This is a genomic window from Caballeronia sp. GAWG1-5s-s (assembly GCF_023631445.1).
Classification (GTDB): domain Bacteria; phylum Pseudomonadota; class Gammaproteobacteria; order Burkholderiales; family Burkholderiaceae; genus Caballeronia.
On record NZ_JALQDC010000001.1, the window covers coordinates 88591 to 102542 of the forward strand.

General features: G+C 63.6%; 12 protein-coding genes. 4 read left to right on the top strand and 8 right to left on the bottom strand.

Going from position 1 to position 13952, the window contains the following annotated elements; translation table 11 throughout:
* Nucleotides 1-219 precede the first annotated feature (219 nt).
* A complete protein-coding gene (locus NCR34_RS00395) occupies nt 220-1896 on the bottom strand; it encodes a GMC family oxidoreductase (RefSeq protein ID WP_250498865.1) in 1677 nt (558 codons plus the stop codon).
* A 158-nt stretch (nt 1897-2054) separates the two neighbouring features.
* Here NCR34_RS00395 and NCR34_RS00400 point away from each other — a divergent pair, with 158 nt between their 5' ends.
* Together NCR34_RS00400 and NCR34_RS00405 are read left to right on the top strand one after the other, a co-directional pair.
* Entirely contained in the window at nt 2055-2957 is a 903-nt protein-coding gene (locus NCR34_RS00400) for a LysR family transcriptional regulator (RefSeq protein WP_248320759.1), read from the top strand.
* Nucleotides 2958-3029: 72 nt separating this feature from the next.
* Entirely contained in the window at nt 3030-3566 is a 537-nt protein-coding gene (locus NCR34_RS00405) for a class IV adenylate cyclase (protein ID WP_244847546.1), read from the top strand.
* On the opposite strand, the gene NCR34_RS00410 is transcribed toward NCR34_RS00405, so the two are convergent.
* A complete protein-coding gene (locus NCR34_RS00410) occupies nt 3542-4027 on the bottom strand; it encodes an Lrp/AsnC family transcriptional regulator (protein WP_175938702.1) in 486 nt (161 codons plus the stop codon). The genes NCR34_RS00405 and NCR34_RS00410 overlap by 25 nt on opposite strands.
* Before the next feature lie 612 nt (nt 4028-4639).
* On the opposite strand from NCR34_RS00410, the gene NCR34_RS00415 reads away from it, so the two are divergent.
* Nucleotides 4640-5326, top strand: coding sequence for a response regulator transcription factor (locus NCR34_RS00415; protein WP_035962098.1), 687 nt, complete (start codon nt 4640-4642; stop codon nt 5324-5326).
* Nucleotides 5327-5355: 29 nt separating this feature from the next.
* Nucleotides 5356-6882, top strand: coding sequence for a sensor histidine kinase (locus NCR34_RS00420; protein WP_248320760.1), 1527 nt, complete (start codon nt 5356-5358; stop codon nt 6880-6882).
* 14 nt (nt 6883-6896) lie between these two features.
* Here the strand turns inward: NCR34_RS00420 and NCR34_RS00425 are convergent, their stop codons facing one another.
* From NCR34_RS00425 to NCR34_RS00450, 6 genes are all read right to left on the bottom strand, one after another.
* Entirely contained in the window at nt 6897-7373 is a 477-nt protein-coding gene (locus NCR34_RS00425; RefSeq protein WP_248320761.1) for an SET domain-containing protein, read from the bottom strand.
* A gap of 141 nt (nt 7374-7514) precedes the next feature.
* Nucleotides 7515-8627: an NADH:flavin oxidoreductase/NADH oxidase gene (locus tag NCR34_RS00430; RefSeq protein ID WP_206467267.1), complete on the bottom strand. Its 1113-nt coding sequence runs from the start codon at nt 8625-8627 to the stop codon at nt 7515-7517.
* A 70-nt stretch (nt 8628-8697) separates the two neighbouring features.
* Nucleotides 8698-9426 carry a glutamine amidotransferase gene (locus NCR34_RS00435; protein WP_250498866.1) on the bottom strand — a complete coding sequence of 243 codons (729 nt, stop codon included), beginning with the start codon at nt 9424-9426 and terminating at the stop codon, nt 8698-8700.
* Nucleotides 9427-9577: 151 nt separating this feature from the next.
* Nucleotides 9578-10222 carry a MarR family winged helix-turn-helix transcriptional regulator gene (locus NCR34_RS00440; protein WP_175938710.1) on the bottom strand — a complete coding sequence of 215 codons (645 nt, stop codon included), beginning with the start codon at nt 10220-10222 and terminating at the stop codon, nt 9578-9580.
* 780 nt (nt 10223-11002) lie between these two features.
* The gene (locus NCR34_RS00445) at nt 11003-12118 is read right to left on the bottom strand and encodes a YbdK family carboxylate-amine ligase (protein WP_175938712.1); all 1116 of its coding nucleotides are present in this window, start codon (nt 12116-12118) and stop codon (nt 11003-11005) included.
* Between the two features lie 52 nt (nt 12119-12170).
* Nucleotides 12171-13373 (bottom strand): cation:proton antiporter, encoded by a 1203-nt coding sequence (locus NCR34_RS00450; protein WP_250498867.1) that lies wholly within the window; start codon nt 13371-13373, stop codon nt 12171-12173.
* Nucleotides 13374-13952: the final 579 nt, after the last annotated feature.

Sequence of the window (13952 nt, forward strand, 5' to 3'; positions counted from 1 at the left end):
TCCGTCACGATGCCGCTTCGCTTCGTAGCCGGTTGCGCACCGCAGGAAAGCAGGCGCGACAAACAGCGAGCATCACGTGATCCGGGGCCATTGTCGCGCCAATGATGCAGCGCAATCATTGGGATTTGCACTAAGGGATTTGCACTGACTCATGCAAGCCTCGAAGCCCCGTCGCTGCACGCGTCCAAGGCATGACGCGTGCTCCGCGACGGCTTGTGGCTACGCAAGCGCCGCCGCGATGACTTCTTGCGACCGCACCGCGCGTCGGTCTTCGCGAATCATGTCGCTCGCGCGTTCGGCGATCATCAACGTCGGCGAATTGGTGTTGCCCGATGTGATAACCGGCATCACCGACGCATCCACTACGCGCAAACCCTGCACGCCTAGCACGCGCAAGCGGCTGTCGACGACCGCGCCCGGATCGTTGTCGATGCCCATGCGGCATGTGCCGACCGGATGAAAGATCGTCGTGCCGATATCGCCCGCCGCCTTCGCGAGTTCTTCTTCTGTTTGATACTGCACGCCCGGCAGAATCTCTTGCGGCGCATAGCGCGCCAACGCCGGCGCGCTCACGATGCGCCGCGTGAGACGCAGCGAGTTCGCGGCCACTTCGCGGTCGCGGTCGGTCGAGAGATAGTTCGGCGCGATGAGCGGCGGAGTATGCGCATCCGGCGACGTGATATGAATGCTCCCGCGCGATGTCGGCCGCAGATTGCAGACCGACGCCGTAAAAGCATTGAACGCATGCAGCGGCTCGCCGAAGCGTTCTAGCGACAAAGGCTGCACGTGATACTGAACATCGGGCCGCTTGATCGACGCATCGTAGGGATTGGACTTGGCGAACACGCCGAGTTGCGAAGGCGCCATCGACATGGGACCGCTGCGCATGAACGCGTACTGCATGCCGATCAAAAGCTTGCCCCACCAGCGCGCCGAAAGCGTGTTGAGCGTGCGCACGCCGTTGACCCTGTACGCCATGCGCAACTGCAAGTGGTCCTGCAGGTTCTCGCCGACGCCGCGCAGATCGCGCACCACGTCGATGCCGAGCCGCTGCAAGCGCGCGCCATTGCCGATGCCCGAGAGTTCGAGTATCTGCGGCGAGTTCACCGCGCCTGCGCTTAGCACCACCTCACGGCGCGCCTTCGCGATGTACTCGACATCGCCGCCGCGATATTCCACGCCCACGCAGCGCGTGCCTTCGAACACGAGCCGTTGCGTGTGCGCGCCGGTGATCGTCGTGAGGTTCGGCCGCTTCATCGCTTCGCGGAGGAACGCTTTGGCCGCATTCCAGCGAATGCCGCCGCGCTGGTTCACATCGAAATAACCGACGCCTGTGTTGTCGCCGCGATTGAAGTCGTCGGTGGCGGGAATGCCGCTTTGCTGCGCGGCTTGCGCGAACGTCTCCAGGATCTTCCACTTGAGCCGCTGCTTCTCGACGCGCCATTCGCCGCCCACGCCGTGCCATGGATTCGCCCCGCCGTGGTGATCCTCGCTGCGCATGAAGACGGGCAGCACCGAATCCCACGACCAGTTGGAATCGCCCGTGATGTGCGCCCACTCGTCGTAGTCTTCGCGCTGGCCGCGCATGTAGATCATGCCGTTGATCGACGAGCATCCGCCGAGCACGCGCCCGCGCGGATACGACAGCGCGCGTCCGTTGAGGCCGGGTTCCGCTTGCGTCTTGTACAGCCAGTCCGTGCGCGGATTGCCGATGCAATACAGATAACCGACCGGAATGTGGATCCAGTGATAGTCGTCCTTGCCGCCCGCTTCGAGCAGCAGCACGGTCACGTCGGGGTCTTCGGTGAGGCGATTGGCAAGCACGCATCCGGCCGTGCCCGCGCCGACGATGATGTAGTCGAATTCGCCTTCGAGCTTGCGGGCGTTCTGTTTCATGACTTGTCTCCTGTTCGGCGTGGGCGTCTGCGTGTCTCTTTTGTCTGCGCCCTTTCCGATGTGTCGACACATCGGTGCCGTCAAGCGTACTGCGGTCGCCGTCCGCCGATCCAATGAGATATGTTCAAGAGCGATATAAGACGCGCTAATATCAGCCGATGGACTACACCCTGCTCCGCGCTTTTCTGACCGTGGCGCGTGAAGGCAATCTCACGCGCGCCGCGGCGCAACTGCATCTCACACAGCCGGCGGTCAGCCTGCAAATCAAAAACCTGCAGGAAACGCTGGGCGTCGTGCTGTTCGCGCGGACGTCGCACGGTCTCTTGTTGACGCGCGATGGCGAAGCCCTGCTGCCGCACGCCGAACGCGCGCTCGCGGCCGCCGCCGACGTGCAGCGCGCGGCCGCTGCGCTGCGGCATGACGTCAGCGGAACGCTGCGTATCGGGACTATTCTCGATCCCGAGTTCCTGCGACTCGGCGGCTTTTTGCGGCAACTGGTCGAAGCGCATCCGCGCATCGAAACGGCGCTGCGTCACGGCATGTCGGGCTGGGTGCTGGAACGCGTGCGCTCGCGCGAGCTGGACGTCGGCTATTACATCGGCGATCCGGCAAAAGACGGTTCGCGCGACGGCGAGCGTTTTCATGTCGTGCGGCTCACGCCGTTCTCGTATCGCGTGCTCGCGCCGGCCGGCTGGCACAACCGCGTGAACAAGGGCAAGCGCGCGTGGGCGACGCTCGCCAAGCTGCCGTGGATCTGGACGCCGCCGGAATCCGCGCATAACCGGCTGCTGTCGCGCGTGTTCCGCGAGGCGGGCGCGACGCCGGTGATCGTCGCAGAAGTGGATCAGGAGCCGTCGATGCTCGATCTCGTGAAATCGGGCGTGGGATTGTCGCTCGCGCGGGACTCCATCGCGCTGGCGGAGGCGCATGCGCACGCGCTCACGATCGTCGAAGGCGTCACCGTGCCGACGCAGCTTTCGTTCGTCGCGCTCGCCGAGCGTCGCGAGGAACCGGCCATCGCGGCGGCGCTGCGCCTGATCGATGCGCAGTGGTCCGTGTAACCCAAGCTTCACGATTTCTTTGCTAGTCTCGCTGTTGCGCCCTCACCCGAAGGACAACCGGAGACCTCGTTCATGGCACGCAACATCGAAATCAAGGCACGCGCGCATCAATTCGACCAACTGCGGGAACGCGCTGCCGCGCTCGCCACGGATGCGCCGCTCGTGTTCCGGCAACAGGACTTCTTCTACGACGTGCCGACCGGCCGCCTGAAGCTGCGCCAGTTCGACGACGGCACGCCGTCCGAACTGATCTTCTATCAGCGCGACGACCGCGACGGCCCGAAAGTCTCCTACTACTCGCGCAGCCCGGTGACGAACCCCGAAGCCATGCACGCGCTGCTGGCGCAGGCGCTCACCACGCGCGGCATCGTCTCGAAAGAGCGGCATGTGTTTCTGGTCGGGCGCACGCGCATTCATCTGGATCGCGTGGACGGTCTCGGCGATTTCGTCGAACTAGAAGTGCTGCTCGGGCAGGACGACGACGAAGCCGGCGGCGAAGCGGAAGCGCACGCCATGTTCGAGCGCCTCGGCGTGGGCGCGGCGGATCTCGTGCCGCTCGCGTATGTCGATCTGCTGAACGCTGGTCAGGACGCGTCCGCGGCCAGGTGAGCGAGCGGCAGCGGGCCGTTGCGCTTGAACGTCGTGAGCACGATGTTCGAGCGCACGCTGTCGACGCCCGGCACGCGCATCAGCTTCTTCATGACGAAGCCGGAAAGCGCGTTCAGATCCGGCGCGACGATGCGCAGCAGATAGTCCGCATCGCCGACGGTCGCGTGGCATTCGAGCACTTCCGGCAGCGTGTCGATTTCCTGCTGGAACTGCTCGATCACCGAATCGCTGTGATGCTTCAGCTTCAGGCTGGTGAACGCGGTCACGCCGAGACCGAGCTTCTCGGGCCGCAACATGACGCGGTAGCCCTCGATTACGCCGATGGCTTCGAGCCGCTGCAAGCGCCGTCCGATCTGCGACGGCGACAGCGGCACCTGCTCGCCGAGCTGCTGATGCGTCGCGCGCCCGAAGCGTTGCAGGACGTCCAGCAGGGCGAGGTCGAAATGGTCCAGTTCCAGCATGGCGGCGCGCGCGAAGACGGGGGAAGATGCGACTTTAGCGCATCGGCCGCGGGAAACCGCCATAACCACGCAGGAAGCGCGCCGTTCGCGCACGACCTGAATATCGGCTTACGGTAGCCAACAAGGTAACGGGCGTATTACCAACCATGACATTGCCGAAAGGCATCCAATGCCGTCCGCGCCCGTCGGCACGCGCTCTGCAAGGCAAAAAAAGAAAGACCGTAAGCCGCTGCGGAGCGTATCTTTCATTCATGTAGGCGGATTTTCAAGTCGGCGTAAACTTGTTCAACTTCGCGGCCCACGGGCGTTCGGCCGTCAACGAGGCTCGCGATATTGAAGCTGTACAATCAGCAGCGCACCACGGACAGCGCAGTGCCGCTGAGAGACGGCAACCGGCCGCATCCACGACGATTCGGCTCGACGGTGCGCCGAGTGGCAGACAGCCACGTCCAGGGACAGGCATTCGGTGTATAGCCGCTCGCGCGAACGAGGCGTCGGCGGCGCCGCATAAGAGGTAACGGTTTTGATCCGGCTCGAACCTGCGCCGCCGCGTCGTCAATCACCGGCCTGGGCGCCCGGCTCGAGCGCAACCCAATTGTACTGAGCGACTTCATGCGAATCCTTCTGATTGAAGACGACCGCCCTATTGCGCGCGGCATTCAAAGCAGCCTGGAGCAATCCGGCTTCACCGTCGACATGGTTCACGACGGCATCTTCGCCGAGCAGGCGCTCGCGCAAAACCGCCACGAGCTCGTCATTCTCGATCTGGGCCTGCCCGGCATCGACGGCATGACGCTGCTCTCGCGCTTTCGCCAGGGCAACCGGCACACGCCGGTCATCATCCTCACCGCGCGCGACGAACTGCACGACCGCGTGCAGGGCCTGAACAGCGGCGCAGACGACTACATGCTCAAGCCGTTCGAGCCGCAGGAACTGGAAGCCCGCATTCGCGCCGTGATGCGCCGCAGCGGGCCGCACGGCGACGTGCCGCGCCCCGAAGTGACGCTCGGCGGCTTGCGGCTTTCGGGCGTGGATCGCCGCATCTTCAACGACGAGCGCCCGCTCGAACTCTCGCCGCGCGAATTCGCGGTGCTCGAAATGCTGCTGCTGCGTCATGGCCGCGTCGTGAGCAAGGCGCAGTTGCAGGATCATCTGACGCACTTCGGCGGCGATCTCGGCGATACGGCGATCGAAGTCTACGTGCATCGCGTGCGCAAGAAGCTCGAGAACACGCGCGTGGAAATCGTCACGGTGCGCGGTTTCGGCTATCTGCTTCAGGAGATCCGGCAGGCGGCGTGAGGCACCGGCCGCTTCTGCCCTAGAACGCTTTGCGACTTCCCACCCGGCGCGCGGGCGATCAGCGTTTCGCCCGCGAAGACTGGCTCGATCTGGCGCGATCGAAGCCCGCTCACCCTGCCGCGCCTCCGAGCCTGCGGCGCACGCTGCTGCGCCGCCTCGCCGCGCCGCTGTCCCTGCTCGCGCTGATGAGCGGGCTCATGGCGTACTGGCTCGCGTGGCAGTACACGCAGCATGTGGTGGACCGCTCGCTCGCGGATCTCGCCACGGCCATCTCCAAGCAGATCCAGCTTGCCGGCGTCGATGCGCCCGTCACCGTGCCGCCGCTCGCGCAGGCAATGTTCTCCGATCCCATCGAGCAGCTCGTCTATCGCATCAGCACGGGCGATCAGGAAATCGCCGGCGATTCCGACTTGCCGCTCACGGGCACTTCCGTGCGGCGCATTCACTACGCCTACGTCTTCGAGACGCACTATCAGGGCACCAGCGTGCGCGCCGCGCAGGTTCGCGTGCCGCAACCGCGCGGCAATCCGATCGTCGTCGAAGTGGCGCAGCGCGTGGGGTCGCGGTATCGCATCGCGGTTGAGTTTCTCGTCGCGATCATGATGCCGCTGCTGTTGTTGCTGCTCGCCGGCTGGGTGATCGTGTGGCGCGTCGTGAACCAGCAGCTGAACCCGCTCACCGATCTGGCCGACGCGCTCAATCGCCAGACGCACATCTCGCTTGAACCGGTCGACGAATCGCACGTGCCGAGCGAAGTCCGTCCGCTCACGAGCGCCATGAACGCGCTGCTCGTGCGTTTGCAGGCGGCGCTGGATGCGCAGCGCAAGTTCATCGCGGATGCCGCGCATCAGTTGCGCACGCCGCTGACGGCCGTGAAGCTGCACGCAGAGCAGGCGCTCAGTTCACGCGATCCCGCGAAGGCAGTCGAAGCGGTGAAGGAACTTCGCGCGTCGGCGGACCGTGCCGTGCGGCTGTCGAATCAGTTGTTGTCGCTGGCACGCGCCGAACCGGGCGAACAGGCGGCGCGCTTCGCAGATTTCGATCTCGCCGCGCTGGCGTTCGAAACCGGCGCGGAATGGGTGCCGCGGGCGCTTTCAGCCGGCGTCGATCTCGGCTTTCAACGCACGGATGATCCCGAGAACGAACATCCGATCGTCGTGCGCGGCAATGTCGTGCTGGCGCGGGAAGTGATCGCCAATTTGATCGACAACGCGCTCAAGTACGTGCCGCCTTCACGCTATGACGGCGCGCGCATCACGCTGACGGTCGGCGAATGGCGCGACGCGACCGGCGCGCGCTTCGGCGAAGTGGTGATCGAGGACAACGGTCCGGGCGTGCCGGGCGACCAGCAGCCGGATCTCTTCAAGCGATTTTTCCGTGGCGACGGACAAAGCGTGGAAGGCGGCGCGGGCCTCGGGCTTGCCATCGTGCACGACATCGTCGCGCTGCACGGCGGCAGCGTGCATTACGAGGATGCGCCGGAAGGCGGCGCGCGGTTCATCGTGCGTCTGCCGGTCAAAGCGCATGCTTCGGCGACGGATTCCACGCGGCACTAGGCGGCGCGGTCCGCTTACTTCTTTTCTTTCTTCGACTTCTTTTCCGGCTTCAGCGCGAGCATCGTTCCACGACACTTCTTCGCGCCGCAGCGGCACTCGTATTCCTTCTTGAGCTTCTTGGTGATGCGCCCTTCGATCACGAGCCCGTAGTCGTAATTGAGCTCTTCATCCGGCTCGATATCGCGCAGCGCGCGAATGAACACACGCCCTTCGATCTCTTCGGCCTCGCAATTCGGCGCGCAGGAATGGTTGATGTACTTGGCGCTGTTGCCGTCGATCTTGCCGTCTATCACGCGCCCGTCTTCCAGCGCGAAGTAGAACGTGTGGTTCGGCTCGTCCGGGTTATGCGGATGCCGGCGCAGCGCCTCTTTCCACGAAATGCGCTCGCCCTTGTACTCCATCACCTCTTCGCCGGCCGCGATGGGCTTCGCGGCGAACACGCCCTTGCCATGCACGCCCGAGCGGCGAACGGTGATCCTCCGTGAACTCATCGAATGGTCCTTCAATATCGAATCTATGTGGGGCGCTTTGGCCTGTGGCAATAAAAAAACGCGGTGGCCTCGAAGGCGCCGCGTTCGACCGTCAGCACGGTATCGTACACTCCCGCGCGCTTCGATCTCAACCGCTTGGCATCAACGCTGTCCGAACGAGATGTCGCCGAACAGATGCTTCTGCTCGCGCGGCTGCGAGCGCCAGTACTGCGGCGGCGCGCTGACGGTCGCGCCTAGTTCGGCCGCCGCGTGCCACGGCCAACGCGGATCGTAGAGCATGGCGCGCGCCATCGCGACGAAATCGGCCTGCCCGCTCGCGACGATCTCTTCCGCGTGCTTCGCATCCGTGATGAGACCGACGGCGATGGTATTCACGCCGGTCGCTTCCTTCACGGCCTTGGCGAACGGAACCTGATAGCCCGGCTCGAGCGGAATCTTCTGTTGCGGCGATACGCCGCCCGAGGAGACGTCGATCCAGTCGACACCGCGCTCTTTCAGTTGCGCGGCAAACGCGATGGTGTCTTCGATATCCCATCCGCCTTCGACCCAATCCGTCGCCGAGACGCGCACGCCGACCGGCTTGTCGGCGGGAAACGCGGCGCGCACGGCATCGAAGATTTCGAGCGGATAGCGCATGCGGTTCTCGCGCGAGCCGCCGTACTCGTCCGTGCGCTGATTGGCGAGCGGGGACAGGAACTGGTGCAGCAGATAGCCGTGCGCCGCGTGAACTTCGAGCGCGTCGATGCCGAGCCGTGCCGCACGCCGCGCCGACGCGGCAAACGCTTCCTTCACGCGCAGCAAGCCGGCGGTGTCCAGCGCGAGCGGCGGTGTTTCGCCCGGCTTGTGAGCAATGGCGGACGGCGCATGCGTCATCCAGCCGCCATCCGCGACGGAAACGAGTTGGCCGCCTTCCCACGGCTTCTGGCTCGATGCCTTGCGGCCTGCGTGCGCGAGCTGCATCGTCACCGCGATCTTCGAATGCTGGCGAATGGCGGCGAGCACGGGACGCAATGCCGCTTCGGTCGCGTCGTCCCAGAGGCCGAGATCGCCCGGCGTGATGCGTCCGTCGGGCTCCACGGCCGTCGCCTCGATGCACAGCATGCCCGCGCCGGAGAGCGCCAGATGGCCGAGATGGATCATGTGCCACGCCGTGGCTTCGCCGCGCTCGGCGGAGTACTGGCACATCGGCGAAACGACAATGCGATTCGGCAACTGCAGACTGCGCAGCGTGGCCGGAGTGAACAGCGCGCTCATGTGTTAAGCCCGTCGCGAAGAAAGAAGCGAACGAGAATAGCACCGGCGTTTTGTTCGTGCAGCGCCGGGCTCAGTCTCGATGCGCGTTGATCGGAAAGCGGTCGAGCCATTCGCCGAACATCGCGCGCGCGGCGCGTTGCAGCGCGGGACCATGCTGCGCGGTGGCTTCACGCAAGGCGGCGGCGGTCGTGCCGCTGCGGGCGAGATCGCCCGGATAGGTGACGAGCCAGTTCTCGAAGCGATCCGCGAGCACTTCGGCGTGACACTGGAGCGCGAGCACATGGTCGCCCCAAGAAAACGCCTGATGCGCGCATCGCTCGGTGGACGCGAGCAGCGTCGCGCCGTCGGGAAGATCGAACGTATCGCCGTGCCAGTGGAATACGGGCACTGCGTGACCGTCCGCTTCGAGATGACGCAACGGCGACGCGCGCCCTGCTTCGGTCAGCGTGAGCGGCGACCAGCCGAGTTCGAGATCATTCGATGAATAGACGCGCGCGCCGAGCGCCCGCGCGATCAGTTGCGAGCCGAGACAGATGCCGATGGTGGGAAGCCCCGCGGCGATGCGCTTTTCGAGCATCGACAAAAGCGGAGCGAGATGCGGATACTGCGCGTCTTCATACGCGCCGATAGGCCCGCCGAGCACGACGAGCAACGACGGATCAAGCGGATTGGGCGCGCCGATGCGCCCGCGCCCGACATCGAGATACCGCACGAGATGGCCGCGGTCGCCGACGACGAGTTCCAGACTGCCGAGGTCTTCGAAATGAACGTGGCGAATGGCCAGGACTTCAGGTTTCATCGGCGGCTTTCCGTGGATCGGCGTGCGTGGCTCGGAACGTCTCTACATGACGAGACGAGCCGCGCCTCGCGGCGAGGCGCGACGGGCACAGTCTAACCGACTGGCCGCCGCCTCACAGCGTGGAATGCCGCAAATGCCGCTGCGCCCGAACTCAGGCGATCTGCGCGAATACCTTCCAGCTCTTCTTCTGCGTGTTCAGATCGCCTTCTTCGTATACCGAACAGTCGAGACGAAGATCGGTGTCCGCCATGTCGATCTGCAGGAGCGCGCAATGGTGCGGGACCTTCTTCGGGTTCTTGCTGACCTCGAAGTGCGTGCACGAGAGACACATGCGATGCGCCGGAATGTGCTGCTGGGCTTCCAGTTGGCGAATGGTCTTGAGCAGCGTGCGATAGAACGTCGCCTGCTCGTCTTCGCGCAGCGTGCCGACCGCCTTCGACAGGAAGTCGGGCCATTGCAGCGCCTTCTTCGCCGCCGTGCGTCCGCGCGACGTCAGGCGCACGGCCAGCGCGCGGCCGTCGTCCAGCGCGCGGCGCTTTTCGACGAGCCCCTTGCCTTCGAGCGTGCTCACGGCATCGCTCGTGGTCGCGGCCGTCAGCGCCGTCTCGCGTGCGATTTCGCCGAGGCGCATGGGCCCCTTGCGCTGCATCAGCAACACGAGAATTTCACCCTGGGTAGGCGTCAGCCCCGCACCTTCCGCCCATTCCCATGCCTGGCTGCGCATCGCCGTGCTCAGCCGCAGCAGGCCGTGGGTCACCCGCCCCGTCGCCTGCTCTCCGTAAACGCCTTCACTCATAATATTTCGCTTGTTTTCCGCTTTATGGGTTTCGACAGCCCGTTCGCTGATAAGCGAACACCTCGCCCCGAAAGCCGCCCCGATTCAGGTTGCCCCGTTTCTCGGGATGACTCCCGGTTTGTGGTCCCCGCCGTCTCAAAATTCAGGCGTACCAAGCCAATTCGGTTTGCCTGAATGGGGACATTGCACCCTCTTCGTTTTGCGCCTTCTTGTATGGTGCCGTGGCGCTGCTTTTTCGCCGACTATACCCCGCCATCAGCGAAGTCGCCATTCTAAGCGACTGAGACCAAACGTACACCTTAATTATCCACGCAAAACTGTGGATAACCCGTGGAAAAGCGCGGTATTTCGTTGAGACTGCGCTCTGGACCACCAACCGACTGCCGCTCGAGCTAAAAGGACTGCCGTTCATTGCCAATTACCGTCATGGTGCCTGCTTTTTTGCCAACGGCTACATGCCCCGTAACGCTCCGTAACGTTTCTTACCGCTACAGGAATCCTGTGTTGTCCGCACTAACTCCGCGTTCACCGACAGCCTTCCTGATGTATACGGACGCTACACGGAAACCTTGAGGGAAGTGCTTTGGTTACGCTCAAACGTTAGCGCGCGCATTTTATTCTCACTGCGGCATGCACGCATTCCCTACACACGGAAAACAATAAAGCCGCTTAGGAGATGTTCCAAGCGGCCTATGTGGGCGAACCGTCAATACGTCACGATGCTCGAAAAGTCTTAAGCGTGCCTTAAGGATTTCGAATCACGCCATTCACGCGCTTCGCTTACGCGCGCCATTGCAGACATTGCTGTCTCACGGCTTCGTGCAACGACTTTTCTTTGTCGAATACGCCGCGCAGCCACGTCGCATCGTTGACGCCGCCGCGCGCGATGTCGGCGATCTGCGCGAGCGCGGCCTGCGATCCGAGCGCTTCCGCATGCGGCGCGAGCACGTCGAGCGTCGCCAGAATGTCTTCGGCGACCGTGCGCCGCTCGCCCGTCTGCGGATGGACGCACGTGCCTTCCATCCCGAAGCGGCATGCCTCGAAGCGGTTGAACGTATAGACGAGGTAATCGTCTTCCTGCGGCATGAGCGGCTTGTCGAGCAGCAGATAGCGGGAGAGCGTCTGGATATAACACGCGATGGCCGCCGCGCGATCGACCGAAAGCGGCGTATCCATCACGCGGACTTCGATGGTGCCGAAGCCGGGCTTCGGGCGAATGTCCCAGTAGAAGTCTTTCATGCTGTTCACCACGCCCGTGTGGACCATCTTCGAGAAGTATTCCTCGAAGCTGTCCCACGTCAGCACGAACGGCGCGCGGCCGGACAGCGGAAACGCGAACACCGAATTGAGCCGCGCCGAGTGAAAGCCCGTATCGACGCCCTGGATATACGGCGAAGAAGCCGAGAGCGCGATGAAGTGCGGAATGTAGCGCGACATCGAATGCAGCAGGAAAAGCGCGCTGTTCGGGTCGGGGCAGCCGATATGCACGTGCTGACCGAACACCGTGAACTGCTTCGCGAGATAGCCGTACAGCTCGGAGATGTACTGAAAGCGCGGCGCGTCGTAGATCTGGCGGTCGCTCCATTGCTGGAACGCATGCGTGCCGCCGCCGGCCAGCCCGACATTCAGCTGGTCGGCCGCCGCCACGAGCGTATCGCGAATCTTGCGCAAGTCCGTCACGGCTTGTTCGTGCGTCGTGCAGATGCCGGTCGAGAGCTCGATCATGCTTTCGGTGATTTCGGGCGTGATATTGCCCGGAATCTTCTCGTCCTTGATGAGACGCATGAGGTCGGACGCGGCCTTGGTCAGGTCGTAGTCGTGCGTATTCACGACCTGGATTTCGAGCTCGACGCCGAACGTGAACGGTTCCGAGTTGATGAAGGGTTCTAGTGCCATGACGCCTCTTGTTGAATCAATGCTTTCCCGGCCGGGCGATGCTTGAACGCGCTCACTCGCGCCGCTCGCCCACCGCCGACAAACTACGGTACACCACGAACGGCGTCGCGATCTGCAGAAGCACGATCGAGCACATCACGATGGCGCGCAGCGTCGGATCGTAATCGGGATACAGCACATACATATCGTCGACGAGCAGATACGCGAGCGCCGACATCGGCGTCAACGCCACGCCGAGCGCCACGCCCTGCTTCCATTCGAGCCCGCTCGGCTTCGCGAAGATCAGCACGCCGACGAGCTTGCCGATGAAGCGCGCGAGCACGAGGCCCAGCGCCGCGACGCCGCCGAGCGCGATATCTCGCCACGCAAACGATGTCAGCGTGAGCGCAAACAGAATGACGGTGAGCAGCCATCCCGCCGAACCGAAGTGCGATGGCCATAACTGCGGCCGCTCGTCCGCGTTTTTCACGATGATGCCGGCCGCGAGCAACGCGAAGATCGTCGAAAGCTTGAAGAGGTGAGCGATGGCGATGGCGAGCAGCACGAGTCCGAAGAGCGCCACGAACGAATGCTCATCGTTGGCGTTCAGGCGTCGATAAAGCAGATTGCAGCCGCGCGCCAGCAAAAACGCCAGCAGGAGCGACCCGATCAGCAGATAAAGCGGCTGAAGGATCGTCGCGAATGCGTTGCCGTAAATCTCCTGATGCAGCACGCCCGCCGCCAGCTTTTCGACGATCACCGCGTACATGCTGTTCAACGCGGTCAGCGTCATCAGGCGCTGCGTCACCTGGCCTTCCGCGCGCAGCTCGGTTTTCAGCTGAATGACCATGGCCGGCGACGTCGACATCGCGATAGCGGCGATCACCACCGACGGCATCGTCGGCACATGGAACAGGATCAGCGCGATCAGCACGAGACCGAACGTGAGCGTCGATTCCGCGATGCTCGACAGAATCAGATACGGATTGCGGCGGATCCAGCGCAAATCGAGCCGGCCGCCCAGTTCGAAAAGCAGGAGCCCGAGCGCGACGTCGAGCAGCGGACGCGACAGACCGCCCGCGCTCGCGTCGATCACGCCGAGGCCCGCATTGCCCGCGATCAGCCCGATCACCGCATAGCCGGTGATGCGCGGCAGACGCCACGCGCGCCATAGCAGTTCTCCGGCGAGCCCCGCCGTGACGAGCGCGAGACCGGCCCAGAGAATGGCGTCGGGTTCGAGCGGCCAGGCGGGCAGAAATGAAAATGCCGAATTCATCGTGTGGGCTTCTCCTTCGTTGCTTCAGGCAGAGGGGCACGTCCGGCCGCGCGGTGGGCGAAAAACGTCAGCGGACGACACGCATGCTCACGACCCGCTCCCGCCACGGGCGTAGTTCATTCAGGCGAAACGAATACGAACGAACACGGCGTCACGGAACCGGCCGTGCAAGGATTAGACGATGCGCCCCGGTCCAGTGCGACGCTTAAAGCGAGACTGGCCGGACGCAGCGAACGGCGTTGCAGCGCGATGATCGGAGTTTCGCGTTGCAAGCGTCGTTCCATTGAGGCGCTCGCCGTCTGGACGGCGCGACGCAGGAAGAAGCGCGATTGTGCCACACAGTCATGTCCCCGGCGAAAACTGCAAGTTTATGATTCTTATGAGGTAAAGCCGACCGCAAACGATCTTATTCGGAAAAGCTGACCGGCAGTTCACGCGTTTCCAGTGCTTCCGATGACGTCGTCTTCAGGTGTTTACAGGTTTACTGTATATAAACGTAGTAGTAGTTAACAAGGCGCCGCAGCCGCTGTGGACAAGTGGCTTTTGTGCTTTCCGATCAAGCACATGTCAACCGAAAAA

Coding starts and splice junctions, on each gene's coding strand:
- NCR34_RS00395 (WP_250498865.1), bottom strand. CDS start 1,896: ATGAAACAGAACGCCCGCAAGCTCGAAGGCGAATTCGACTACATCATC.
- NCR34_RS00400 (WP_248320759.1), top strand. CDS start 2,055: ATGGACTACACCCTGCTCCGCGCTTTTCTGACCGTGGCGCGTGAAGGC.
- NCR34_RS00405 (WP_244847546.1), top strand. CDS start 3,030: ATGGCACGCAACATCGAAATCAAGGCACGCGCGCATCAATTCGACCAA.
- NCR34_RS00410 (WP_175938702.1), bottom strand. CDS start 4,027: ATGCTGGAACTGGACCATTTCGACCTCGCCCTGCTGGACGTCCTGCAA.
- NCR34_RS00415 (WP_035962098.1), top strand. CDS start 4,640: ATGCGAATCCTTCTGATTGAAGACGACCGCCCTATTGCGCGCGGCATT.
- NCR34_RS00425 (WP_248320761.1), bottom strand. CDS start 7,373: ATGAGTTCACGGAGGATCACCGTTCGCCGCTCGGGCGTGCATGGCAAG.
- NCR34_RS00430 (WP_206467267.1), bottom strand. CDS start 8,627: ATGAGCGCGCTGTTCACTCCGGCCACGCTGCGCAGTCTGCAGTTGCCG.
- NCR34_RS00435 (WP_250498866.1), bottom strand. CDS start 9,426: ATGAAACCTGAAGTCCTGGCCATTCGCCACGTTCATTTCGAAGACCTC.
- NCR34_RS00440 (WP_175938710.1), bottom strand. CDS start 10,222: ATGAGTGAAGGCGTTTACGGAGAGCAGGCGACGGGGCGGGTGACCCAC.
- NCR34_RS00445 (WP_175938712.1), bottom strand. CDS start 12,118: ATGGCACTAGAACCCTTCATCAACTCGGAACCGTTCACGTTCGGCGTC.
- NCR34_RS00450 (WP_250498867.1), bottom strand. CDS start 13,373: ATGAATTCGGCATTTTCATTTCTGCCCGCCTGGCCGCTCGAACCCGAC.